Here is a 24519-nt window from a genome sequence, read left to right as displayed (position 1 = left end):
GGCGTTCACTCCACCGACGGTGAGGCGACACCCGCGGGGCGGGGGAGCGTGGTCATGAGTGAGTGACCGAGCCCGCCGTCGACGTAGACGACCTGTCCGGTGACGTAGCTCGACCGGTCGGAGGCGAAGAACGCGACCGTCTCGGCCACCTCGGCGGGCTCGGCCAGCCGCTGCATCGGGACCGCGCGGGCGCGCGCGGCCCGCACGTCCGGGTCTCCGTAGATGCCGGTGCCCTCGGTGGGCACCAGGCCCGGGCCGACGGCGTTGCAGCGGACACCGAACCGGCCCCATTCCACCGCGACGACGCGAGTCAGGGCCAACAACCCCGCTTTCGACGACGAGTACGCGCCCACACCGGGGTTGGCGTGCTCAGCCGCGATCGACACGATGTTGACGATGGAGCCCCTGCGCCGCGCGCGCATCCCGGCGCCGAAGGCCTGGATGCAGTTGAACGGGCCACGCACGTTGACCGCGAGCACGGCGTCGAAGTCCTCGACGGTCACATCCTCGATGGCCCCGAACCGCCAGATCGCGGCGTTGTTGACCAGCACGTCGACCGGGCCGATGTCGGCGGCGACGGCGTGCACGGCCGCGTGTGAGGACACGTCACACGCGAGGACGCCGCCGGAGGCGTGCAGGTCGAGGCCGACCACCTCGAACCCCTCGTCGCGCAAGCGGTCGGCGATCACCGCGCCGATGCCGTTGCCCGCTCCCGTGACGACCGCTCGATTCACGAGGCAGGGCCGTCGGCCACCGGGGCCGCGGGCGACGCCGGTGACTCGGACGGGGGTGGAGAGCCGTTGCCCCGTGCAACGGCGGTGCGCGCCCGGGCGGCTCGGAAGCCCTGCCACCGTTCGAGCAGGCTGGACATGCCGACCGCGACGATGAGTGCGACGCCGAAGAACAGGTTGTTCAACCACGAGAAGCTGCCGACGGCGAGGGTCACGCCCTGCACGCCCGACGCCAGCACCCAGATGGCGGCGAGGGTGCCCCACACGTTGAAACGGCGCTTGAACTGGGTGGCCCCGAGGAAGGCGGCGGCGAAGGCCGGCAGCAGGAACGAGTTGCCGGCCGTGGCACTTCCGGCGCCGATGGTCGAGGTCTGGATGACCCCCGCGACGCCGGCGATCAACGCCGAGACGACCAGGCTGATGTACACGTAGCGGGAGGTCTTGACGCCGGCGAGGCGCGCGGCGGCTGGGTTGTCACCGGTGGCCTGCAGATAGCGGCCGAACGGCGTGTGCTCCATGACATACCAGAGGACCACCGCGAGTACCGCGAGGTACAGCACCTTGATCTGCACGCCGCCGAACAGGTCGCGACCGGCGAGGTTCGTGTACTGCTCGCTGAACCCTGTGATCTGGATGCCTCCGGATCTCCACTCGGCGTACGCGAGCAGTACCGCGTTCGTCGCCAGGGTGGCGATGAACGAGTTGATCCGCACCACCACGACCAGCAGACCGTTCACCAGACCGGCCAGCAGCGCGACGACCATGCCCGCGGCGATCGCGCTCCACATGCCCCACTGGCTGTTGACCATGAGCGATGCCGTGGTCACCGCCGTCGCGCTGATCGTGCCCGCGATCGAGAGGTCGAACGCGCCGGCACTGAGCGGCAGCAGCAGCGCGAGCGCCGCGATGCCGGGGACGGCGAACGCGATGTTGAGTACCGCCCGGTGCGTGATGTCGCTGAGCCAGACGTCGGGGATCCAGATCGAGAACAGCACGAACCCGAGGACGTACAGGTACACGATCGAGATGCGGCCGGGGCCGAACACCTTGAGCACGGACGGGCCCGTGCGCGGCGCGCGCCGGGCCGACCCGGCGTCCGGTTGTCCACCCTCGGGCTGGTTCTTCTGCATACGGACGGACGTCTCGGTCATCGCAGCGTCTGCTCCACAATCGCATCGACGGTCAAACGGTTCTTGTGCAGTTCGGCGGCGAGGCGCCCGTGCCGCAGGACGAGGACGCGGTCGCAGATGTTGGCGAGTTCCTCGGCGTCGGAGGAACACACGACCACCCCGGCGCCCTCGCGGGCGGCGCCCGCGAGCAGGTCGTAGATGGTGGCCTTGGCGCCGACGTCGACGCCCTGCGTGGGTTCGTCGAGCACGATGGCCTTCGGGCGCACCCGCAGCACCCGCGCGATCACGGTCTTCTGCTGGTTGCCACCCGACAGCGTGCTCATCGGCTTGTCGGGGTCGCCCGGGCGCACGTCGACCTTCTCGATCCACTCCAGCGCATCGGCGCGCTGGGCACGGCTGCCCAGCCATCCCGCGCGGTACAGCGAGCGCATCCGCCCCAGCACGATGTTCTCGCCGACCGACTCCGTCTGCACCGAACCGAGGTTCTTGCGATCGGCCGGCACGTAGGCGAGGCCAGCTCTCAACGACTCCGCGGGCTCGCCTCGGACCCCGACGTCGTCGACGCGCAGCGACCCGCCGGCGCGGCGGGCGATGCCGCCGAGCAGGCTGCCGATCTCCTCGCGGCCGGAGCCGACGATGCCGGCCACCCCGACGATCTCGCCGCGGTTCAGTGCGAGGTCGAAGTCCTCGACGACTGTTCCCCACACCTTCTCGGCGCGCATGACGGTGTCGGCCTGCACTTCGGGCGGCTCGGCGTACAGCTCGCCCACCGGCCGACCCACGATGAGTTCGACGAGGGCGTCGGTGTCGAGGCCGTCGAGCGAACGGCTCGCGACCGTGCGGCCGTCACGCAGGACCGTCACCCAGTCCCCGAGTTCGAACACCTCGTCGAGCCGGTGGGTGACGAAGAGGATCCCGGCGCCCCGCGCGGCCACGCGGCGCACGGCGTCGAACAGCCGCGCGACCTCCGGGCCGGGCAGCGTCGCCGTGGGTTCGTCGAGAACCAGCAGGCCGCCCTGCGGGTCCCAGTCCTGCATGGCCCGAGCGAGGCCGACGACCGAGGCCTCGGCGGGCGCCAGGTCGGAGACCCGTCGCCGCGGATCCAGGTCGACGCCGAACTGGTGCAACAGGTCACGCGCTCGACGGCGCTCGGCCGCCCAGCGGATGCGACCGAGCTGCTGGGAGGAGAACCCCCGACCGAGCGCGAGGTTCTCCATGACGTTGAGCGACCCGACCAGACCCAGGTCCTGGTGCATGACCCGGACCCGGTCCTGGTCGATCGTCCCGCTGCCGTCGTAGTGGGAGGTTCCCCCGAACAGGTCGACGTCGGCACCCGGATCCGGCTTGTGGAAGCCCGCCAGGATCTTGATGAGCGTGGACTTCCCCGAGCCGTTCTGACCGAGTAGAGCGTGGATCTGACCGGCGCGCACCGTGAGGTGCGCGCTGTCGAGCGCCTTCTGCCCGGGGTAGCTCTTCGACAGCGAGCGGATGTCCAGGACGTCCACGACTTCCCCGTTCCCGTCCGCCGCGGACGTCCTGGTCACCGCTGTTCCCCCGTCGTCGTCGAGCGTCGGCATCTGCTCAGGACGCGCCCCAGAGCTTCTTGAACGCGTCCTGGTAGTTCTCCACCGGCGTCCAGAGCTGGTCGACGGAGGTGACGTCGCCCTTGATCTGGTCCTTGGTGATGAACTCCTGCGGCACGCCGCCGGCGCGGAGGTCGGGGTGGCCCTCGATGTCCGCCGAGGCGGGCTTGTCCGAGCTCTGGTTGACCTCCTGGCCCGCGAGCAGGCGCAGGGTGACGTCGACGGTGCGCCAGGCGAGGTAGCTGCTCGGCAGCGCCAGGTCCGCCTCCTGCAGTTCGCCGTCCTTGATGAGCTGGTAGTTCGACGCGGTGCCCGACGCGCTGATCGCCTTGACGTCGGTGAAGCCCGCGCCCTTGACGGCCTGCGCCAGTTGCTGGGTGATCAGACCACCGAAGGTGCCGACGATGTACTTGGTGTCGGGCGCGCGCTGCAGGGCGGCCACGGCGGCAGTCGCGACGTTGCCGCTGACGATGTCGTCGACGGTGAAGTCGGCGGTCTCGACCTTGCAGTCCGGGCAGACCCGCTTCATCTCCTCGGTGTAACCCTTGCCTGCCGTGGCGAGCACGGGGTACGAGGGCACGTTGAGCAGCAGCGAGGTGCCCTTGCCGCCGGTCTTGGCCACGACCCAGTCGGCCTCGAGGACGCCGATGAAGTAGTAGTCGTCCTGGTTGAGCAGGTTCGCCGAGACCTTGTCCGGGGTGAACCCGCCGTCGAGCGACCAACCGACGACCGGGATGCCCTTGGCCTTCATCTCGTCCAGCTGCGCCGAGAACCACTCGGTCGGGTCGCCGGAGAAGAACACCGCAGTCGGGTTCTGCTGCAAGGCGTTGACCGCTGCCTGCTGCACCGTTTCGGGTGTGTCCTGGTGGGTGATGCGGACCAGCTTCGCGCCGATGGCGTCCGATGCCTGCTGGAGGCCGTCGCCGATCTCCTTGCACACGGTCTGCACGCACTGCATGAACACGAACGTCATCGGCTTCGTCGGCAGCTTGACCGGTTCGGTGACCGGCATGGTCTCGGTGTGCGCGGTGAAGTCGGCGACGCGCTGCTCGGCCGTCTTGACGCCCGCGCTGCTCGACCCGCTGTCACTGCCGCCGCCCGCGTCGCTCCCGCCTGAACTGCAGCCGCTGAGTGCCAGGACGGCGGCCGCGGTGACGGCGGCCAACATGCGCTTCTTGCCCATCGGTTCCTCGCTTCGTCGGGAGTCGACCGTGTTCCGTACGGGAGTGCAGCCACCGCCGGCCCGGTCTCAGGACACGCCGTCAGGTGACCAACGACTATCGGACTGTGGGCGAAAGCTAGCCGGGGTGCGCTGGCTTGTCCATGGTTCGGGCCCAAGTCGTTACCGACTCGCATGAACCTGCGATTCGACCGGTACTCAGCGCTGCTGCGTCGGTCGGCCGGACCGGGAATCTGCCCATTGTCGGGCTCGGGTACCGGCGTTAGGGTGACCCCTACTACGCCGCTGCGACGTGGGAACGCCGCCGCCACAGGTGTCACCGCGCGCTCGACAGGACAGAGAGGTCCATGGCCACCACCCGTCAGTCCGCGAAGAGCGTCAACCCCGTGTTCACCAGTCCGAACCCGCTCAAACTCGCGGTCTTCGCGGCGAACTGCAGCCACGGTTCGACGATGAGTGACGTTCCCGGTGTCATCGAGGCCGAGTGGAACGAGTCGGTCGCGATCGCCCAGGCCGCCGAGGCGTGCGGTATCGAGGCGATGGTCCCGGTGGCGCGGTGGAAGGGCATGGGCGGCACCACGAACTTCAACCACCGCAACTTCGACACCTTCACCTGGGCGGCGGGTCTCGCCGCGGTCACCCAGAAGATCGGCGTCTTCTCCACGACCCACATCCCGACCGTTCACCCGGTCCGCGCAGCCAAGACCTGCGCCACGATCGACCGGATATCCGGTGGCCGCTTCTCGCTCAACGTCGTCGCCGGCTGGAACGAGAAGGAGATCGGCATGTTCGGCGTCGACCAACTCCCACACGACGAGCGGTACGACGTTGCGGACGAGTGGATCTCGCTGTCGAAGGCGCTCTGGGACCGTGAAGGTGAGTTCGACTGGGACGGCAAGTACTTCCGGTCGCCGGGCGCGTACTCCGACCCCAAGCCGGTGCAGGCACCCGGCCCGGTGCTGATGAGCGCCGGCAACAGCCCGCGCGGCATGCAGTTCGCCGCCGAGCACTGCGACCTCAACTTCGTGGCCGCGGGCGACGTCGAGTCGGCGGGCGCGGTGGCGGCGAAGGTGAAGTCGTACGCCCGTGACGAGTTCCACCGCGACATCTCGGTCTTCAGCCAGACCTACATCATCTGCCGTGAGGACGAGGACGAGGCGCACGCCCTCTACGAGGAGATCACCGAGACCAAGGGCGACCGCGAAGGTGTGCGGAACCTGCTCGACATCCTGGTGCCGAACTCCAGCAGTGCCGACTGGGAGGCGCTCGCCCCGCGGCTGATCGGTGGCTACGGCAGCATCCCGCTGGTCGGCACACCCGACCAGGTCGTCGAGGGCATGAAGAGCTTCCTCGACGTCGGCCTCGACGGCGTGACCATCAGCTGGCCGAACTACCTCGAGGGTCTCGACCAGTTCCGGAACGTCCTGTTGCCCAAGCTCGTCGCGGCCGGGGTCCGGGTCGGCTGACCCCGCGCGACCGGTGCCGTGACCGCGTGATGGAGCCTCTCGACGACCCCTTGGACCAGGCCTCACTCCGGTGCGCGTTCGGGACGTTCCCGACCGGCGTCATGGCCCTCGCCGCCCTCCGCGACGGGGTTCCCGTGGGCATGGCCGCGAGCTCGTTCACGTCGGTCTCGCTCGATCCGCCCCTCGCCGCGGTCTGCGTGGCGAAGACCTCGGCAACCTGGCCGGTGCTGGCCCGCCTCGAGCGCATCGGTCTGTCGGTGCTCGCCGCCTCGCACGACGTCGTCTGCCGCCAACTCGCGGCGCGGGGGAGCGACCGCTTCGCTGGGGTGGGATGGGAGACGACCCCGAGTGGAGCAGTCTTCCTGCACGGGGCGGCGCTCTGGCTCGAGTGCTCGGTCGCGAGCACCACGCCGGCGGGTGACCACCACATCGTGGTGGTCGCGATCGAATCACTGCGGTCCGACCCCGACGTCGCCCCCCTGGTCTTCCACCGCAGCGGGTTCACCCGGCTGCAGGACAGCTCGGCGGGTGCGTCGTGAGTGACCTGGCCCGGGACGGACTCCGCGTCCTCTTCGACGACCCGGTCGGCATGGGCGTGCTGGCGGCGCCCGCCACCACGGCGGCGGCGGCGATCGCGGCGATCGTCAGACACGGCAGCGGTTTCCTCTTCGTCACCGTCACCGAGGAGACGGCCGCGCGGCTCGACCTCCCGGCCATGCCGGGCACGGTGGCCGACGGTTCGGCGGCGAGCCGGCAGCGGGTGTCGGTGGACGCCGCGGCCCACGTCGGCACGGGGATCTCGGCGCGTGACCGGGCGCGGACGGCGACGTTGCTCGCCGACCCGACCACCGTGGCGCCCGACCTCACGCGACCGGGGCACGTGGTGCCGGTGGTCGTCCACCCGCGCGACCCCACAGTGACCGCGGACCGGGTGCACGTCGCTCTGCGCGGCCCGGCGGTCCACGCCGCCGTCCCAGGCGGGATCGCGGGCGTCGGGCTCGCGACCGCGGAGGAGTGCCGCGCCCTCGCGCGGGCGCTCGGAGTGCCGGCGGAACACCTCGGCGGGACACAGGAAGAACCTGATGAGTTCCTCGGTCAGCTCTGCGCCAGCTTGTTAGTCGGTAGGTGAACACCGACTACTTGACGGAAACCCTTGCTCGAAGCGTCTCGTCTGCAGCACAGTGACACCTCAACCGAAACGAAGGGAACGACCCATGGCAGCGCAGCTCAGAGGTCTCGAAGGCAAGGTCGCGCTGGTCACCGGCGCCGGACGTGGACAGGGCGCCAACCACGCCCGTGCCCTCGCCGAGGCGGGGTGCGACGTCGTCGCCCTCGACATCTGCGAGAACATCCCCGGCCTCTACGAGACCGCGACCCGGGACGAACTCGACCAGACGGTCAAGGAGGTCGAGTCGTTCGACCGTCGGGGTCTCGCCGTGACGGCCGACATCCGTGACCACCAGCAGGTCAAGGCGGCGGTCGACACCGCCCTCGCCGAGTTCGACCGCATCGACATCCTGGTCAACAACGCGGGGATGGCCCACCTCGACACCATCCACGACGTCGACCCGGACATCCTCAACGCCATCATCGACACCAACCTCAAGGGTCCGATGTGGATGGCCAAGTACGTGGTGCCGGGCATGATCGGCCAGCGGTCCGGCAAGATCGTCAACATCTCGTCGGCGGTCGTGGGCAGCGGCCACGCCATGCTGTCGCACTACGTGGCGAGCAAGCACGGTGTCGTCGGTCTGACCAAGGCCTGGGCGACCGAGCTGGCCGAGTTCGACATCAACGTCAACGCGATCGCGCCGGCGACGATCCGACCCAGCACCGTCGAGGCCCGTGGCTCGGGCATGGTGCGCGGTCTGTCGGCCGAGATGGGCATGGACATGGACGAGGCCTTCGAGGTCTTCTCCGCGCAAGGCAACCTACCCGGCCCGAACCTGCGCGGCGAGATGCAGGACATCACCGACGCCGTCCTGTTCCTCGCCTCGGACAACGCGCGCATCATCACCGGACACCTGCTGTTCGTGGACGCCGGCCAAGCGACCAAGTAGCCACAGGGGCGCCACCGCACACCACCGACGACTCCGCTCCCACTCGACGACGAAAGGGACCGCACGTGACTGCCCTCATCGGCACCCCGGTACGACGCAAGGAGGACGCGCCGCTGCTCACCGGCAGGGGCCAGTACGTGGACGACCTGCGCCTGCCCGGCACGGTCCGCATGGCCTACGTCCGCAGCCCCATCGCGCACGCGCGGATCCTCGGCATCGACGCGGAGGCCGCGTGCGCGCTCCCGGGCGTCCTCGGCGTCTGGACCGCCGCGGACCTCGAGGGGTTGCCCAACACGCGCTCGGTGCCCGGCATGGAACGTCCGTGCCTCGCGAGCGACGGTGTCGTGCGCTTCGTGGGCGAACCGGTCGCGGTGGTCGTGGCGACCGACCAGTACCTCGCCGCCGACGCCGCCGAAGCCGTCGAGGTCGAGTACGAGCCGTTGCCGGTCCTCACCACGATCGACGAGGCGATGGCCGAGGGCGCGGCGCCGATCGTGCCGAACCTGGCGAGCAACGTGGTCATGGACATGCCGCTCACCGAGGACGACGCCCAGGCCGAGATCGACGCCGCTCCCCGGCGGTCGTCGCTACGGATCGTCAACCAGCGCCTCGCGCCGGTGCCGATCGAGCCGATCGGGTGCCTGGCCAACTGGACGCGCGACGGTCTGACGCTGTGGGGGACGGTCCAGGCGCCGCACCCGATCCGCAACGAGTTGTGCACGATGTTCGGCCTCTCGCAGCAGGAGGTGCGCGTGGTCGCGCCCGACGTCGGCGGCGCGTTCGGGTCCAAGGCCACCTTCTACCCGGAGTACATCCTCACGTCGGAGCTGTCGCGTCGGCTCGGTCGTCCGGTCAAGTACGTCGAGACCCGCAGCGAGAGCATGCTGGCGATGACTCACGGTCGGGCTCAGACCCAGGACCTGGTCATCGCCTACGACGACGACGCGAACATCCAGGCGCTGCAGGTCAAGATCATCCAGGACTGCGGGGCGTGGCCCGACGTCACGGGGAGCGGACTGCCGATCCTGACCTCGTTCATGTCCGGTGGCGTCTACAAGATCCCGAAGATCGGCGCGTCGTTCCGCAGTGTCACCACGCACACGACGCCGGTCGCGGCCTACCGCGGCGCGGGTCGTCCGGAGGCGTCCTACCTCATCGAGCGGCTGATGGACGCCATGGCGTTCGACCTCGGCATGGACCCGGCCGAGGTGCGCCGGCGCAACTTCATCCAGCCCGAGGAGATGCCGTTCGCCACGCAGTTCCCCATCGTGGTGTACGACGAGAGCGACTACCCGCAGCTGCAGGAGCTGTTGCTCGAGCACCTGGACTACAAGGGCCTGCGCAAGGAGCAGGAGGAGCGCCGATCCGACCCCGACGCGAAGCTGCTCGGGGTCGGCATGTCGATCTTCGTCGAGATGGCGGGTTTCGGCCCGTCGGCGTTCTTCGAGCAGTTCGGCTACGTCGGCGGGTGGGAGTCGGCCAAGGCGAGGATGAACCCCGACGGGTCACTGACCGTTGCAGTCGGCACCAGTCCGCACGGCCAGGGCCACCAGACGGTGTTCGCGCAGATCGCTTCCGACGCTCTCGAGGGTCTCGTCCCCTTCGACCGCATCTCGGTCAAGTACGGGGACACCCAGGTCGTGCAGGAGGGCATCGGCACCATGGGCAGCCGGGCCATGCCGGTGGCGGCTCCCGCCGTGTCGGTGGCCGCCACCGAGATGCTGACCAAGCTCAAGATGGTCGCGGCGCACATGCTCGAGGCGTCGCCCGACGACCTCGAGGTCCGCGACGGCAAGCTCGGCGTCCGCGGCACCCCCGGCTCGGAGGTCAGCCTGCTCGACGTGGCCTTGACCTCGTACAAGCCGCACAAACTGCCCGAGGGCATGGACATCGGCCTGGAGTTCACGAACTACCACGAGCCGAAGAACCTCAGCTACCCCAGCGGTGCGCACGGCTGCGTGGTCGAGATCGATCCCCAGACCGGCATGGTCGAGATCCGCCGGTACATCGCGGTCGACGACTGCGGTGTGGTCGTGAACCCGCTGCTGGCACGCGGTCAGGTGCAGGGCGGCGTCGTGCAGGGCATCGCCCAGGCGCTGCTCGAGGAGGTCCGGTACGGCGACGACGCCCAGCCGCTGACGTCGACGCTCGTCGACTACTCGGTGCCCAGCGCCGCGGACATGCCGAACATGGAGAACCACCACCTGGAGATCCGGACGACCGGCAACGACCTCGGCGTGAAGGGCCTCGGCGAGGCCGGCGCGACCGCCGCGCCCCAGGCCGTGGTCAACGCGGTGCTCGACGCCGTCAAGCACCTGGGGATCCGCACGCTCGACATGCCGCTCACCCCGGTCAAGGTGTGGCACTCGATCACCGACGCGAAGGAGAATCTCGGATGAAGCACGACATCACGCTGCGCGTGAACGGCGTGACCACCGAGGAGACGGTCGAGTCGCGGCTGCTGCTCGTCCACTTGTTGCGCGAGCGTCTCGGTCTCACCGGCACGCACGTTGGCTGCGACTCGTCCAACTGCGGCGCGTGCACGGTGCTGCTCGACGGCGAGGCGGTCAAGTCCTGCACGGTGCTCGCGGCGTCGCTCGAGGGCCGGTCCGTCGTCACCGTCGAGGGCCTCGCCGCCGGCGGCGAGCTCACGCCGGTCCAGGAGGGGTTCCGTGAGTGCCACGGCCTGCAGTGCGGCTACTGCACACCCGGCATGCTCATGGCCTCGACCAGCCTCCTGCTCGACAAGCCCAGCCCGACCGAGCACGACGTCCGCGACGGCCTCGAGGGCAACCTGTGCCGGTGCACCGGCTACCAGATGATCGTGGAATCGGTGCAGTGGGCAGCAGAACACGGTGGCCCCGGCGAGGTCGCCACCGCCGAGCGTGAACGGGCGCAGTCCGCTTCCGACGCGGCGGCGGGCGCGCGATGATCCCGACGAGGTTCGACTACGTGAAGGCCGCCTCGGTGGACGACGCCCTCGCCCGCATCGCGGCTGACGAGGACGCCAAGCTGCTCGCGGGCGGTCACTCGCTGCTGCCGATCATGAAGCTGCGCATGGCGACGCCGTCGACGCTGGTCGACATCAGCGGCCTGCTCGAGCTGAGTGGCCTGCGGCTCGAAGGCGACGTCCTACACATCGGGGCGGGTGTGCGGCACCGGGAACTCGAGCGCAGCGAGACCGTCCGCACCTGTGTGCCGTTGCTCGCCCACGCGGCGAGCACCGTCGGTGACCCACAGGTCCGCAGTCGCGGCACCATCGGTGGCTCGGTGGCGCACGCCGATCCCGCGGCGGACTTCCCGGCCGTGCTGCTCGCTCTCGGGGCCACGATGGTGATGCGCGGTCCGGACGGTGAGCGGTCGGTCCCCGTCGAGGACTTCTTCGTCGACTTCTGGGAGACCGCGTTGCGCCCGGACGAGGTGCTCACCGAGATCCAGGTGCCGACCCGGCGTGGGGAGCCGTGGAGCTACCAGAAGTTCCGGCAACGCGCGCAGGAGTGGGCCATCGTCGGTGTCGCGGCGCAGGGTGGGCCGGAAACCACCGTGACGCTGGTGAACATGGCGAGCACCCCCTTGCGGGCGTCCGCGACCGAGGCCGCGCTGTCGGCCGGAGCCACGCGGGACGAAGCCGCGGCGAGGGCCGACGAGGGCACCTCACCGAGCGACGACCTCCGCGCTGACTCCGCCTACCGGCGTCACCTCGCGCGCACGCTGGTGGGGCGTGCCCTGGCCGAGCTCGCGGGCTAGGCCGTGGGGGACCGCGACCTCGACGTCGTGGTGGTCGTCGGCAACCTGAAACCGGCGTCACGCACGTTGGACGTCGGCTGCTGTCGCGCTCGCCCGGTCGATCCCCGGCGCGGGTGACCCACCGTGTACGACCTCGTCGGGTTCGGCGCGAAGCTGCCGAGCTCCGACGATCCGGACGTCACCGCCGCCATCGCCGCGGTGACGGCGAGCGACGTGACGCTGGTGGCCTCACCGGAGGTGTTCCTGCGTCCGGCGCTGGTGGAACTCGGCATGAGCTGTCCGGTCGGCGGTCTACCTGCTCGACTCCGCGCTCGACGACCGATCCCGGAGCGCACTGTGGCGTGAGCGGGTCGGCCGGGCGGTGCGCCCGGGCTGACCCGTCGGCCCGTAGGGCGTCCTCACGCCGCGACGTGGTCCAGTACAGCCGCGCCGTCCGTGACCTGCAGGACGACGAGCAGCGGCGGACCGTCCGAACCCGTCGGCGGGATCCGCGTGGTCGCGCGCCACCCCGCGCCCTGCCGGCTGTGGCGCTCGTCGACGCCGTCCACGAGCACGGCACCCAACCGGACCTGGGCCACGACGGTCACGTCGGCGTCCTCGGGCACGACGACACGGGCCACACCGGCGCCCACCCGTACGACGACCCGCTCGGGGGTGCCGCGGGTCGCGGCGTCGTCGTAGACCCCGCGCAGGTCGAGGGTCACGCGGCCGAACGCGAGGCGGTAGTCGTCGTCGAGGTCGGCCACCGACGTCGGGCGGTAGGCGACCTCACCGGCGCCGTCGCGGAACGACGTGTGGGTGCCGCCGAAGGCCGCGATCCACACGAGCGCCGGCACGAGGAACCAGATGAGGCTGAACGCGGGGCGACGGGCGAGGACTCCCGCGAGCAGGCCCAGCAGGACGGTGCCGCCGGCGACCAGGCCGTACACCGGCAGGGCCACACCGGACGCGGCGTCGACGATCGCCACGATCGCGAGCGCGACCACGGTGGCGCCGAGCGTCGCGAGGAACAGCGGCCGGGCCCGGCGACGCCGCGCACGTCCCCGCTCCCGCGCCTCGCGGTACCACTGGTCCATCGGCTTGTCGTCGTCAGCCGCCTTGAGGAGCGAGATCGTCGGCGCGCCGGCCGGGCCGTCGTGGGGCGGGAACGGAGCGGTGTCGGTGGGACCGGGCGGCGGCGGACGTTCGTCCGTACCGGTCGCGCCGCGCCGGGAGAACGCGACGATCAGCAGCACCACGCCGATGACGGCCGCGCCCGGGAAGAAGAACCCGTGGCCCCACCAGCCGCCGAACCCGCCGACGAGCAACCAGAACCCGACGACCGCGACGACGCCCGCGAGCCACAACGGCACGTTGTGCGCCTTGAGCCAGCCGCCGAGCCGGTCGACCGGGGAGGTGGTGGTGTCGCCCGACTCCGGCAGCGCGAACCACAGCACCGCGTAGGCCACGAGGCCGAACCCCCCGAAGAAGGCCGCGACCGCGAACAGGACGCGGAACAGCACCGGGTCGAGGGCGAAGTACTCGCCCAGGCCGCCGGCGACGCCGCCCGCGACCTTGTCGGTCCGCGAGCGCTGCAGCTTGCGCGCCGGCGCACCGGGCGGTGGCCCCGCTGGCGGTGGCGGTGGCGGCGGGGTGTCGGTCGGAGGTGGCGTCATGGTGGTCATGGCCGTCGAGCGTGGCGGGCGGACGGCGCCCGGACATCAGGGTCGGCCCGGACATCGTCCCCGATCCCGCCTCCGTACCCGGTCCCGACGCTCCGGGCCATCCCGGTGCCCGCGGGGGCCTCCGGCCGCCATGATGGATCCCGTGACCGCCGCTGCGCCCAGCCGTCCCCGCCTCACGCGGGTCGACGACGGCGCCCTCGTCGGCGGCGTGAGCACCGGGGTCGCGGCCCACCTGCGCTGGCCGCGGCGCACCGTGCGCCTCGCGTTCGTCGGCCTGGCGTTCTTCGGAGGGTTCGGCGCCGTGCTCTACGCGGCCTACTGGATCGTGCTGCCGGGCGACCCGGCCGCGACCGCGCCGACCGGGCGCCGCCGCGTGGTGCAGGTCGTCCTCGGGGCGTTGATCGGGATCGGCGTGGTCGCGACCGCGGCGAGCTCGCCGTCGTTCCTGCTGCCGACCCTGCTGGCCTGCGTGGGCGGCGCGTTCCTCTGGCGGCAGGCCGACGACGGCACCCGCCGCCACTGGAGCGCCCGGTCGATGTCGGTCGTCACGGCCACCGCGGGCGACCGCGGCGGGGTCGCCCGGCTCGCCGTCGGCGCCGCGCTCGTCGTCGCCGCGATCGTCATCTCGCTGGTGCGCGCCGACGTCCGGTCCCTGGGCACGACGCTGTCCGCGGTCGTGATCGCCGCGGTCGGGCTGGCGTTGCTCACGGGCCCGTGGTGGATGCGGCTGGTGCGCGAACTCGGCGACGAGCGCCGGGAGCGGATCCGGTCCGAGGAACGCGCCGAACTCGCCGCGCGGGTGCACGACTCGGTGCTGCAGACCCTCGCGCTGATCCAGCGCCGGGCGGACTCCCCGCGTGAGGTCGCCCGCCTCGCCCGGGGTCAGGAACGTGAGCTGCGCACGCTGCTGTGGGGCGATCCCGCCGCGCGCAGCACCACGGTCGTCGGTGCCCTGCGCGACGCCGCCGCCGAGGTCGAGGACTCCTACGGGGTGACGGTCGACGTCGTCACCGTCGGCGACGCCCCGATCGTCGCGGCCGGCGAAGCCCTCGCCGCCGCTGCCCGCGAGGCGATGGTCAACGCGGCGAAACACGCGGGCGTGGAACACGTCTCGCTCTACGTCGAGGTCGACGACGGCCGTGCCGTGGTGTTCGTCCGCGACCGCGGCAAGGGTTTCGACCCCGACACCGTCGCCGAGGACCGCCTCGGGCTGCGCCGCTCGGTCACCGAACGGATGGAACGGCACGGCGGGACGTCGTCGGTGCACAGCGCACCGGGGGAGGGCACCGAGGTGGAGTTGGAGGTCACGCTGACATGAGCCGACGACCGAGGGTGGTGATCGTGGACGACCACGCCCTGTTCCGCACGGGGGTCCGCTCCGAGATCCGCGACGCCGTCGACCTGGTCGGGGAGGCGTCCGACGTCGCGTCCGCGGTCGAGGTCATCGCCGCCAACACCCCCGACGTCGTGCTGCTCGACGTCCACCTGCCCGACGGCAGCGGCGCCGACGTCATCACCCGCGGCGGTGACACGACGAGCAAGTACCTGGCGCTGTCGGTGTCGGACGCCGCCGAGGACGTCATCGCGGTCATCCGCGCGGGCGCGCAGGGCTACGTCACCAAGACCATCGCACCGAGCGAGCTCATCGACGCCATCGTGCGGGTCGCCGGCGGCGACGTCGTGTTCAGCCCGCGCCTCGCGGGGTTCGTGCTCGACGCCTTCCGCGACACCGGTCTGCCGCCCGGCAGCCTCGACCCCGAGCTCGACCAGCTCACGCCGCGCGAGCGCGAGGTCCTGCGCCTGCTCGCCCGCGGGTACGCCTACAAGGAGATCGCCGAGCAGTTGGTCATCTCCGCGCGCACCGTCGAGACCCACGCCAGCAACGTCCTGCGCAAACTGCAGTTGTCCAACCGCCACGAGCTCACCCGCTGGGCCGCCGAGCGCCGCCTGACCTGACGCCCCGCCGACCGTCGTGCTCTGACTGCACACGCGCACTCAGAGCACGAGCGCGGCCGGGGAGGTCAGTACCAGGGCTGGTGGACCAGCAGATCCGGTGTTGCATCGTGCACCGATCGCACGCCGGCCAGGGCGAAGGCCAGGCGGGTCTCCTCGGAGAGGCGGGTGAGGACGTCGCGCACGCCCTCCGCGCCGCCGACGGCCAGACCCCACAGCGCCGGGCGTCCGATCCACACGGCCCGGGCACCGAGGGCGAGGGCCCGCAACACGTCGGAGCCGCGGGTGATCCCGCCGTCCACGTAGACCTCGGCGCGGCCGGCGACGCCCGCGACGACGTCGGGCAGCGCGTCCGCGGTGGCGACCGCGCCGTCGAGTTGCCGGCCGCCGTGGTTCGACACGCAGATCGCTGCCGCGCCCGCGTCGACAGCGGCGGCTGCGTCGTCGCCGCGCAGCACACCCTTGACCACCACGGGCAGGCGGGTGCGCCCGACCAACCACTCGATGGCCTCGAACGTCAGCGACGGGTCGAACATGGTGGCGGCGTAGTCGGAGATCCGCCCGGCCTGGCCGCCGGTGTCGACGAGGTTCGCGACCGGCATGTCGGCCGGGAGCACGAACCCGCCCTCGCCGTTGCGGACCCGGTGGCCGAGCTCGGGGGTGTCGACGGTGACGACCAGCGCCGAGTAGCCCGCCGCCTCGGCGCGGTCGACGAGACGCTCGGTGTCCCGGCGGTCGACGTGCACGTACAGCTGGAACCAGCGCGGAGCCCCGGGGACGGCGGTGGCGACGTCCTCGAGCGTGACCGTCGACATCGTCGACAGCGTCATGACCGTCCCGGCCGCCGCGGCCCCGCGGGCCATGGCGCGTTCGCCGTCGTCGTCGGCGAGGCGCTGGTAGGCCGCCGGCGCGACCAGGACCGGTGCGCGCACCGGCGAACCCAGGACGGTCGTGGCGGTGTCGACGGCGCCGACGTCGCGCAGCACGCGCGGCCGGATCCGCCAGTGCCCCCACGCGGCGCGGTTGGCGGCGAGGGTCAGCTCGTCGTCGGCTCCGGTGGCGTAGTAGGCGTGCGCCTCACGGTCGAGACCGGCGGCGAGAGCGGCGGCCTCGAGGGCGTCGACGTCCATGGCGACGACCCTACGAGCCGCTCACATCGCGATGAGCACCCGCCGGAAGTTCTCGGCGTAACGGCCGGTGCCCAGACCGGCCTCCCGGGCGATGCCGCCGTTCCACCCCTCCAGCAGCTGGGGGATGTCCGCGTGTGCGGTCTGGCTGGCGTGGGCGCCGAGCGCGGCGATCTTGCGGGGCAGCTGCTCGGTGATGTCGACGACGTGGTTCGACGGTTGCAGACCCAGCACCCACAACTCGTGCACCGTCCACGCCTCGAGCCCCTCGTCCTGGAGCAGTTCGGGGAACGCGAACGGGTTGCGGGCGTCGGGGTACACGGCGCGGGTCGTCGCCTCGCCGACCGCCATGTGGTCCGGGTGGTTCGCGGGCATGGCGTCCCAGTTCCACTCCGGGTTGTGGGTGACGACCAGCTCGGGCCGGACCTGCCGGATGACCCGTGAGATCCCCGCCCGCAACGCCAGCGACGGCTCGACGTGGCCGTCGCGTTCGTCGAGGAAGCGGACGTCCTCGACGCCGACCTCGGCCGCGGCCGCGCGCTGCTCCCGCTCCCGCAGCGGACCGATCTCCTCGCGGGGGGTGTCGTCGAAACCGCCCTGGTCACCGCGGGTGGCGAGCAGGTAGGTCACGGCGATGCCGGCGTCGGTCATGCGGGCGACCGTCCCGGCGCAGGAGAAGTCGATGTCGTCCGGGTGGGCGACCACCACGAGCGCCCGGGCGATCTCCGGGATGCCGTCCCGCAGCGGCGCGATCGGCGACGTCGGTTCGCTCAGCGGGCACCCCGGCACACGCGCAGGACGGCGTCGCCGAGCAGGGCGCCGTCGGGGCCGAGCACCTCGCGGTAGCCCTGCAGGACGATGCGTTCGCGGCCGAGCTCGATGCGGGTGCCCCCGCCCTCGACGCGGGCGGCCTGGATCCGGTGGCTGACCTCGGCGCGCGAGCGCACGAGCTGCGCGATCTGGGCGTCGAGGTCGTCGATGCGTTCACGCAGGACCGGGATGGCCTCGACGGGGTCGACCGGGCGGGCGTCGCGCCCCGTGCCGGCGGTGCTGGTTCCGGTGGTGCTCATGGCGTTCTGGCTCCTCGGGTTCGGACCAGGGGCCGCACCGCCCCGGATCCTCGCGCCGCACGGTGTGCGCGCACGAGAAAGCCCCGGGCCGATGCGGTCCCGGGGCGAGTGTTCGGCGTGTGTGTCAGCCGGTCGTCTCGGGCATCGCGCGGCGATACCCGAAGGTGAAGACGTGAACGGTGGACACGCGTCCATGGTGGCACGCGGGACGACCGACCGGCAACCGACCGGCGACCGACCGGCCGCCGACCGCAGATCGACCGGCGACCGAGCGGCTTCCGACGAGGACGCTCACCGCCGTGGCCGACCGGGGCCGCGGGTTTTGCGGACGAACTCGGACAGACCGGTGGAGAGCGGTGGTCGCACTTCAAGAACTTGACCGGCACTTGACAGAACCGGGGTGCGCCTGGGTACAGGCGGCATCGCACCATCCCGACACCCCCGAACGGGAGCCCCCGATGCACGCTGCCCTGAGCACCCCCACCCCCACCCCCGTCTCCAGCCCGATCCGCGGACGCCTGCGCGCCGCGGCGCTGGTGTTGGCGGTGAGCGCCGCCGTGGTCGGCTCGTCGACGGCCGTCGCGGCCGCCGACACCGGGTCGACCACCGCGACCGCCGCGGCACCGGCCGGTCGGTACTACGCGATCACGCCGACCCGCGCGCTGGACACCCGCGCGTCCGGTGGCCCGATCGCCAACAACACCAGCCGGGTGATCGACCTGTCCCGCGCGTTCGGCGGGGCCTCCGCCGCCGCGGCCGTCATCAACCTCACGGTCACGCTGCCCAGCTCCGGCGGCTACCTCACCGCGTACCCGGCGGGGACGACCAAGCCGGTCGCCTCAAGCCTCAACTTCAGTCCGAACCAGACGCGCGCCAACTCCGTCACCGTCGCGCTCGGCCAGGGTGCGGGCAAGCAGAACCAGCTGGCGATCTTCGCGGCGGTGGCCGGCAACGGCCGCGCCCACGTGGTCGTCGACGTGCTCGGTTACTACGGCAACGGCGGCGGTGCGGCCGGCACGAGCTACTCGCAGCTCGCGGCGCCGGTGCGGCTGTTCGACACCCGGACCTCGATCGGCGGCCTCACCACCACCTACCCGAAGAACATCGGCATCGTGACGCTCAACTACCAGACCCCGGCGATCAACAAGACCATCTCCGCGGTGGTCATGAACATCACCGTCACGGGAACGCGCGGCGCCGGCAACCTCACGATCTGGAACGGCTTCGGCGCCCCGCCGCTGGTCTCGACGCTGAACTTCAACCGCGGTGAGACGGTCGCGAACTTCGCCGTCATCCCGGTCCGGTGCACGGACGCCGCCTGCAGCAAGCTGACCTTCAGCATCAAGAACAACCTCTCGCCGTACACGCAGGTGCTCGGCGACATCAGCGGCGCCTACATGACGCCCAGCTCGAGCGGTCTGCTCTACCGGTCCGTCGCCCCGACCCGCGTCACCGACACCCGTGAGCAGATGGGCTTCGGGTCGCTCGGCCCGGCGCTGTCGGGGATGTCGAACGTCTCACGGATGATGAGCTCGGACGTCCGGGCGCTCAACGTCAACCTGACCGCGGTCAAGCCGACGATCTCGACCTACCTCACGGTCTTCCCGGCCGGGGTGGCCCGCCCGCTCGCCAGCAACATCAACCTGGGTCGTGGGCAGGTCGCGGCCAACGCCGCGCAGGTCAAGGTCTCCAGCCTGGGCACGTTCATGACCTGGAACGCCGCCGGGCGGGTGGACATCGTGGTGGACGTGCAGGGCCTGTTCGTCCTCGACCCGGTCGGGGCGTCCAAGACGGCCAGCACGGATGGTGCCGCGCAGGTGAACGGCGCGGTCTCCTGACCGTCGCTCGCTGACGATCCGCATCCGGCTGTGCCGGGTGGTGTCGGACGGCGCTCGTAGGGTGGACCCCGATGAGCGCTCCCGCACCGCCCGGCACGGCCGCGTCGGCGTCCGCCCCGTCGGCGGCCCGCCCCACGGCCGGGTCGATCGCGCGCCTGCTCGAGGGCCTCAATCCCCAGCAACGCCAGGCGGTCCAGCACGAGGGCAGCCCCCTGCTCATCGTCGCGGGCGCGGGGTCGGGCAAGACCCGCGTGCTCACCCACCGCGTGGCCTACCTGCTGGCCGAGCGCGACGTCACGCCGTGGCAGGTCCTCGCGATCACCTTCACCAACAAGGCGGCCGCGGAGCTGCGCGAACGGGTCGTCGACCTGGTCGGCCGCCGGGCCCGCACGATGTGGGTGTCCACGTTCCACTCGATGTGCGTGCGGATCCTGCGGCAGGACGCCAAGGTCCTGGGCCTGCGCCCGTCGTTCTCCATCTACGACTCCGACGACTCCCGGCGGCTGGTCCAGCTCGTCTCGCGCGAGTTGGAACTGGACGCCAAGCGCTTCCCGCCGAGGTCGCTCGCGGTGCAGATGAGCAACCTCAAGAACGAGTTGGTGACGCCCGCGATGTGGGCCGAGCGGGCGAGCACCGACAACGAGCAGGTCCTCGCCGCGGTCTACGAGCGGTACCAGAACCGCCTGCGGGAGGCGCACGCCCTCGACTTCGACGACCTCATCATGTCGACGGTCGAACTGTTGCAGCGTCATCCAGACGTCGCGGACCACTACCGCCGCCGGTTCCGGCACGTCATGGTCGACGAGTACCAGGACACCAACCACGCGCAGTACGTCCTCGTGCGGGAACTGACCCGCGAACCCGACGTCGTCGACGGCCGCGAGACCCTGTCCGCCGCGGAGCTGGTGGTGGTCGGTGACGCCGACCAGTCGATCTACGCCTTCCGCGGCGCGACCATCCGCAACATCAACGAGTTCGAACGCGACTACCCCGACGCCGCCACGATCCTGCTCGAGCAGAACTACCGCTCCACGCAGACGATCCTCGGCGCGGCGAACGCGGTCATCGCCCGCAACCCCGACCGGGTCGCGAAGAACCTGTGGTCCGACGCCGGCACCGGTGAACCCCTCGAGGGGTACGTCGCGGAGAACGAGCACGACGAGGCCGCGTGGGTCGCCCTGCAGATCGAGCAGTTGCGCAAGGAGGGCCGACAGCCGTCGGACATCGCGGTCTTCTACCGCACCAACGCGCAGTCGCGGGTGTTCGAGGAGGTGTTCATCCGCGTCGGCATGCCCTACAAGGTCGTCGGCGGTGTGCGGTTCTACGAACGCCGCGAGATCCGCGACGCCCTCGCCTACCTGCGGGTGATCGCCAACCCCGACGACGTCGTCTCCCTGCGCCGCATCCTCAACACCCCGCGGCGGGGGATCGGCGACCGGTCCGAAGCCGTCATCGAGGTGCTGGCGCAGGAGGAGTCGATCTCCTTCGGCGAGGCGCTCGAACGCGCCGACGTCGCCCCGCTGCCCGCCCGGTCACTCGCCAACATCCAGGCCTTCACCGACCTCATGCTCGAACTGCGTGGCGTGAACTCCGGGCCGGACGCCACCCCCGCCGCGGTGCTCGAGGCCGTCCTGGACCGCACCGGCTACCTCGCCGAACTCTCGAACTCCAAGGACCCGCAGGACGAGGGCCGGGTCGACAACCTGCGGGAGCTGGTCACCGTCGCGCAGGAGTTCGCCGAGGCCCGCGAGGGCACCCCGGAGGCCCGCTCGCTCGACGCCTTCCTCGAGCAGGTCTCGCTGGTCGCCGACGCCGACAGCGTCCCCGACGCCGACGGCCAGGGCGGGGTCGTCACCCTCATGACCCTGCACACCGCGAAGGGCCTGGAGTTCCCCGTCGTGTTCCTCGCCGGGATGGAGGACGCCGTCTTCCCCCACATCCGGGCGTTGTCCGATCCGGACGAACTGGCCGAGGAACGACGCCTCGCCTACGTCGGCATCACCCGGGCGCGGGAGCGGCTGTTCCTGTCGCGGGCGCTCGCCCGCAGCGCGTTCGGGCAGCCCGCGTGGAACGGCCCGTCCCGTTTCCTCGACGAGATCCCGGGCGAGCTCGTGCACTGGACCGGGGCGGTCGGCCGGGCGCCGTACGTGCCGTCCTACGGCGACGACCAGCCCTCGTCCGGCGCCTATTCCGACCACGGCTACCGCTCGAGCCCGCGGCGTTCGGCGCAGTCGCAACTCGCGGCGCGGGGCGGCCTGCGCGGCGGCGCGGGCAACCGCGACGTCATCGCCCTCGAGGTCGGCGACCGGGTCACCCACGACTCGTGGGGGCTCGGGACCGTCACGGCCACCCGCGGCGAGGGGGAGAAGGCGCAGGCGCAGATCGACTTCGGCGGCGACGCCGGCCGCAAGTGGCTCGTGCTGCGTTACGCGGTGCTCGACAAGCTCTGAGCGTCGTCGTCGTCGTGTTCGTCCCCGGCGACGCCGCGCAGGTTGCTCACCGCGAACGACCGCGGCCGGTCGCCGGTCTCGCCCGTCCCGTCGGCCGCGTCGCCGGAGGTGGCGGCCACGGCGCGGGTCATCGTCCAGACCGTGCGGCAGGCGGTCCAGGTGACCACCACGAGCAGGACGTTGCGGACGACCAGCAGCAGGGTCGCGATCGGCAGCTGCCACGGGGAGTCGCCGAGCAACCAGGTGTAGGCCAGCGGGAAGATCAGCTGGGTCAGTCCGGCGATGACCAGCAGCAGCACGGCCACGCGGCGCAGCGCGGGATCGGGGCGGCGGCTGAGCATCATCGCGGCGAGCGGGCCGCCGAGCCAGATGAGGTACTGCGGGCTGAGGGTCTTGTTGACGACCGTCATCACCGCGACGGTCGCGAAGACCAGCCAGCCGACCAGTTCGATCGGGACCTCGCGCAGGCGGAACGCGCGCGCCCAGGTCCACACCAGCCAGACCACGGTGAGCCCGGTCGCGACGGTGCTCGCGAGCACCAGCGCGTGGGCGCCGCCGCCGAAGACCTCCCAGGCCTTGTAGGGGCTGACCTTCACCGTCCAGGTGTCGGGGGAGAAGACGCGGGCGACGACCAGCGGCAGCGCGAAGATCGACTCGATCTGCAGGCCGCGGTCGGACTGCCACTGCAGCGGCGACACCAGGCGCGCGAAGCCGCCGACGAGGACGGACACGCCGAGGACGACGACACCGCCCGCGAGGAAGCCGAGGAACGCGCGACGGCGACCCTCGCGCCGGACCAGGAAGCTCGGCAGCAGCGCAGCGGGCCAGAGCTTGAGACCGGCGCCGGCGGCCGTCATCCAACCCGAGCGCGCCGGGCGGGTCACCACGGAGATGACCGCGGCGCCGGCGAGCACCGCCGGGACGAGGTCGAAGCGGAAGTAGGCGATCGGACCCATGAGCGGGACGAACCAGATCCAGAACCCGATCGCACCCGCCGTCCCCACCTGCTCCGGGCGCAACGCGGCGCGGGTCCGCAGCAGGTGCCGGAAGAACAGGGCGTCGACGGCCAGCATCGAGAGGAAGAACAGGACGGCGAACGCCAACGGGTTGAGCCCGCCCGCGAGGAACTGGGGGAGCAGGACGCCGAACACCGGCAGCGGGTACTCCTGCAGCGTCTCGCGCAGCGGCAGACCGTGGCGGAACATCGCGTAGAGGCTGCGACCGTAGTAGGTGACGTCACCGACGACGTTCTGCTGCGCGAAGCCGACCACGAGCAGCATGAAGGCGCGGGTGACGAGCCAGGTCCACCACGGGGAACGCCGGTCGGCGGGGTCGAGCCGCGAGGGGACCCGCCAGGCGGGGAGTCGCAGCAGCGTCGTGTCGACGCGCTCGGCCACCCGGTTCACCGGTCGATGTCTCCCTGCTGTCGGCAGTCCACGGGGCTTCGGCAGGATCAGCGACGCGCCCGCACGGATGTCGTCGTCAAGCCTACGGGCGGGACGGACGAGGTCAAATCACCCTGGGCGTGACGCTCGCCGGTCGTTCAGGGGCGGCTCAGCCAGGGACCGGCGGAGGATCAGCCGTTCCGACGGCGTGCCGCCGTCGACCGCCCGTCAGCCGTTCTGGTTGTACGTGCCGACGCTGATGCCGCGGGCGACGAGCCACGGGACCGGGTCGACGTAGGTGCCGTCGTGGCCGGTGGTGCTGCCGATCTTCACGCCCAGGTGCAGGTGGGGACCGGTCGACTGACCCTCCTGGCCGACCAGGGCGATCTCCTGCCCCGCCTTGACCTTCTGGCCGACCTTCACGAAGTAGTACTTCATGTGGCCGTAGATCGTCATGTCGCCGTTCTCGTGCTGGATGATCACCCAGTTGCCGAAGCCGCTCGCGGGGCCGGCCTGCACGACCACGCCGTCGCCGACGGCGAGGATCGGGCTGCCGAGCGGGGCGGCGAAGTCGATGCCCTCGTGCATCGTGCCCCAGCGGGCGCAGAAGCAGCTGTTGTAGATGCCCTTCGCGGTCGGACGCACCCAGTCGCCGGGAACGGTCTGACCCGGCTTCATGACGCTGTCCGGCGGCGGGGCGGCGGCGACGGCCGTCCCGGCGGGCGTCGGGGCGGCACCCGGGGTCGCGGGGGTGGTCGTGGAGCTCGCAGCCGTGAGGGGTGAACGCTCGAGGCGGGAGACGCGCGCGCGGGCCTGTCGGGCGCCCTCGGACGCCGCGGCGTCGGCGGCGGCCTGGTCGGCCCGCACGGCCTGCTGCTGGGTCTCGGCCGCGGCGTTGGCGGTGAGGACGCGCTGTTGCGCCGCGGTCGCGGCGGCCCCGGCCTCGGTGGACGACAACAGCCCAGCCTGGTCGGTGACGACGACCGTGACGGCGACGGCACCGGCGAGCACGAGCGGGGTGCGGGTGGGCAGCCGCCACCCGCCGGCCAGGACGGGGACCTTGAGGGCGGCGCCGCGCAGGCCGGTCGGGACGCGGACGGGCCGCAGCGACGGCGCGAGTCCGGCGGGCGCGACC

22 protein-coding genes are annotated in these 24519 nt (G+C 71.5%); 12 read left to right on the top strand and 10 right to left on the bottom strand.

Annotated features, from left to right (window positions below; genetic code table 11):
- Window positions 1–5: 5 nt before the first annotated feature.
- From ACXR2U_RS16050 to ACXR2U_RS16035, 4 genes are all read right to left on the bottom strand, one after another.
- On the bottom strand, window positions 6–734 hold the full coding sequence (locus ACXR2U_RS16050; RefSeq protein ID WP_458826074.1) for an SDR family NAD(P)-dependent oxidoreductase: 729 nt from the start codon (window positions 732–734) through the stop codon (window positions 6–8).
- Window positions 731–1882, bottom strand: a complete 1152-nt coding sequence (locus ACXR2U_RS16045; RefSeq protein ID WP_458826073.1) for an ABC transporter permease — start codon at window positions 1880–1882, stop codon at window positions 731–733. The genes ACXR2U_RS16050 and ACXR2U_RS16045 overlap by 4 nt, the downstream gene beginning before the upstream one ends.
- On the bottom strand, window positions 1879–3366 hold the full coding sequence (locus tag ACXR2U_RS16040; protein ID WP_458826072.1) for a sugar ABC transporter ATP-binding protein: 1488 nt from the start codon (window positions 3364–3366) through the stop codon (window positions 1879–1881). The genes ACXR2U_RS16045 and ACXR2U_RS16040 overlap by 4 nt, the downstream gene beginning before the upstream one ends.
- A 76-nt stretch (window positions 3367–3442) precedes the next feature.
- Complete coding sequence (locus ACXR2U_RS16035; protein ID WP_458826071.1) at window positions 3443–4627, bottom strand: sugar ABC transporter substrate-binding protein; 1185 nt, start codon at window positions 4625–4627, stop codon at window positions 3443–3445.
- A gap of 344 nt (window positions 4628–4971) precedes the next feature.
- On the opposite strand from ACXR2U_RS16035, the gene ACXR2U_RS16030 reads away from it, so the two are divergent.
- From ACXR2U_RS16030 to ACXR2U_RS15995, 8 genes are all read left to right on the top strand, one after another.
- Window positions 4972–6090 carry an LLM class flavin-dependent oxidoreductase gene (locus tag ACXR2U_RS16030; RefSeq protein WP_458826070.1) on the top strand — a complete coding sequence of 373 codons (1119 nt, stop codon included), beginning with the start codon at window positions 4972–4974 and terminating at the stop codon, window positions 6088–6090.
- 29 nt (window positions 6091–6119) lie between these two features.
- Window positions 6120–6629, top strand: a complete 510-nt coding sequence (locus ACXR2U_RS16025) for a flavin reductase family protein (RefSeq protein ID WP_458826108.1) — start codon at window positions 6120–6122, stop codon at window positions 6627–6629.
- Window positions 6626–7219, top strand: coding sequence for a 3,4-dihydroxy-2-butanone-4-phosphate synthase (locus ACXR2U_RS16020; protein ID WP_458826069.1), 594 nt, complete (start codon window positions 6626–6628; stop codon window positions 7217–7219). Before ACXR2U_RS16025 ends, ACXR2U_RS16020 begins: the two co-directional genes overlap by 4 nt.
- Before the next feature lie 85 nt (window positions 7220–7304).
- The gene (locus ACXR2U_RS16015) at window positions 7305–8150 is read left to right on the top strand and encodes an SDR family NAD(P)-dependent oxidoreductase (protein WP_458826068.1); all 846 of its coding nucleotides are present in this window, start codon (window positions 7305–7307) and stop codon (window positions 8148–8150) included.
- A gap of 65 nt (window positions 8151–8215) precedes the next feature.
- The gene (locus ACXR2U_RS16010; protein WP_458826067.1) at window positions 8216–10549 is read left to right on the top strand and encodes a xanthine dehydrogenase family protein molybdopterin-binding subunit; all 2334 of its coding nucleotides are present in this window, start codon (window positions 8216–8218) and stop codon (window positions 10547–10549) included.
- Complete coding sequence (locus ACXR2U_RS16005; protein WP_458826066.1) at window positions 10546–11082, top strand: (2Fe-2S)-binding protein; 537 nt, start codon at window positions 10546–10548, stop codon at window positions 11080–11082. Before ACXR2U_RS16010 ends, ACXR2U_RS16005 begins: the two co-directional genes overlap by 4 nt.
- On the top strand, window positions 11079–11897 hold the full coding sequence (locus ACXR2U_RS16000; RefSeq protein ID WP_458826065.1) for an FAD binding domain-containing protein: 819 nt from the start codon (window positions 11079–11081) through the stop codon (window positions 11895–11897). The genes ACXR2U_RS16005 and ACXR2U_RS16000 overlap by 4 nt, the downstream gene beginning before the upstream one ends.
- A gap of 123 nt (window positions 11898–12020) precedes the next feature.
- Window positions 12021–12242: a hypothetical protein gene (locus tag ACXR2U_RS15995; protein ID WP_458826064.1), complete on the top strand. Its 222-nt coding sequence runs from the start codon at window positions 12021–12023 to the stop codon at window positions 12240–12242.
- Window positions 12243–12295: 53 nt separating this feature from the next.
- On the opposite strand, the gene ACXR2U_RS15990 is transcribed toward ACXR2U_RS15995, so the two are convergent.
- Window positions 12296–13561 (bottom strand): PspC domain-containing protein, encoded by a 1266-nt coding sequence (locus tag ACXR2U_RS15990; protein ID WP_458826063.1) that lies wholly within the window; start codon window positions 13559–13561, stop codon window positions 12296–12298.
- Window positions 13562–13703: 142 nt separating this feature from the next.
- On the opposite strand from ACXR2U_RS15990, the gene ACXR2U_RS15985 reads away from it, so the two are divergent.
- Window positions 13704–14879, top strand: a complete 1176-nt coding sequence (locus tag ACXR2U_RS15985) for an ATP-binding protein (protein WP_458826062.1) — start codon at window positions 13704–13706, stop codon at window positions 14877–14879.
- A complete protein-coding gene (locus ACXR2U_RS15980) occupies window positions 14876–15517 on the top strand; it encodes a LuxR C-terminal-related transcriptional regulator (protein ID WP_458826061.1) in 642 nt (213 codons plus the stop codon). The genes ACXR2U_RS15985 and ACXR2U_RS15980 overlap by 4 nt, the downstream gene beginning before the upstream one ends.
- A 65-nt stretch (window positions 15518–15582) precedes the next feature.
- Here the strand turns inward: ACXR2U_RS15980 and ACXR2U_RS15975 are convergent, their stop codons facing one another.
- From ACXR2U_RS15975 to ACXR2U_RS15965, 3 genes are read right to left on the bottom strand one after another with little or no spacing between them, the layout of a single operon-like run.
- Complete coding sequence (locus tag ACXR2U_RS15975) at window positions 15583–16644, bottom strand: alpha-hydroxy acid oxidase (protein WP_458826060.1); 1062 nt, start codon at window positions 16642–16644, stop codon at window positions 15583–15585.
- A 21-nt stretch (window positions 16645–16665) separates the two neighbouring features.
- Window positions 16666–17430 carry a PIG-L deacetylase family protein gene (locus ACXR2U_RS15970; protein ID WP_458826059.1) on the bottom strand — a complete coding sequence of 255 codons (765 nt, stop codon included), beginning with the start codon at window positions 17428–17430 and terminating at the stop codon, window positions 16666–16668.
- Window positions 17412–17711, bottom strand: a complete 300-nt coding sequence (locus ACXR2U_RS15965; protein WP_458826058.1) for a chorismate mutase — start codon at window positions 17709–17711, stop codon at window positions 17412–17414. The genes ACXR2U_RS15970 and ACXR2U_RS15965 overlap by 19 nt, the downstream gene beginning before the upstream one ends.
- Before the next feature lie 458 nt (window positions 17712–18169).
- On the opposite strand from ACXR2U_RS15965, the gene ACXR2U_RS15960 reads away from it, so the two are divergent.
- Both ACXR2U_RS15960 and pcrA read left to right on the top strand, forming a co-directional pair.
- Window positions 18170–19549 carry a hypothetical protein gene (locus tag ACXR2U_RS15960; protein WP_458826057.1) on the top strand — a complete coding sequence of 460 codons (1380 nt, stop codon included), beginning with the start codon at window positions 18170–18172 and terminating at the stop codon, window positions 19547–19549.
- A 71-nt stretch (window positions 19550–19620) separates the two neighbouring features.
- A complete protein-coding gene (gene pcrA / locus ACXR2U_RS15955; protein ID WP_458826056.1) occupies window positions 19621–21999 on the top strand; it encodes a DNA helicase PcrA in 2379 nt (792 codons plus the stop codon).
- Here the strand turns inward: pcrA and ACXR2U_RS15950 are convergent.
- Window positions 21975–23405, bottom strand: coding sequence for a glycosyltransferase 87 family protein (locus tag ACXR2U_RS15950; protein WP_458826055.1), 1431 nt, complete (start codon window positions 23403–23405; stop codon window positions 21975–21977). The two genes, pcrA and ACXR2U_RS15950, sit on opposite strands and share 25 nt — an antisense overlap.
- A gap of 207 nt (window positions 23406–23612) precedes the next feature.
- A partial coding sequence (locus ACXR2U_RS15945) for a M23 family metallopeptidase (protein WP_458826054.1) occupies window positions 23613–24519 on the bottom strand: 907 nt, incomplete at its 5' end.

The sequence above is a fragment of the Jatrophihabitans sp. YIM 134969 genome (assembly GCF_054456675.1).
This window is presented reverse-complemented; position numbering and strand designations above follow the sequence as displayed.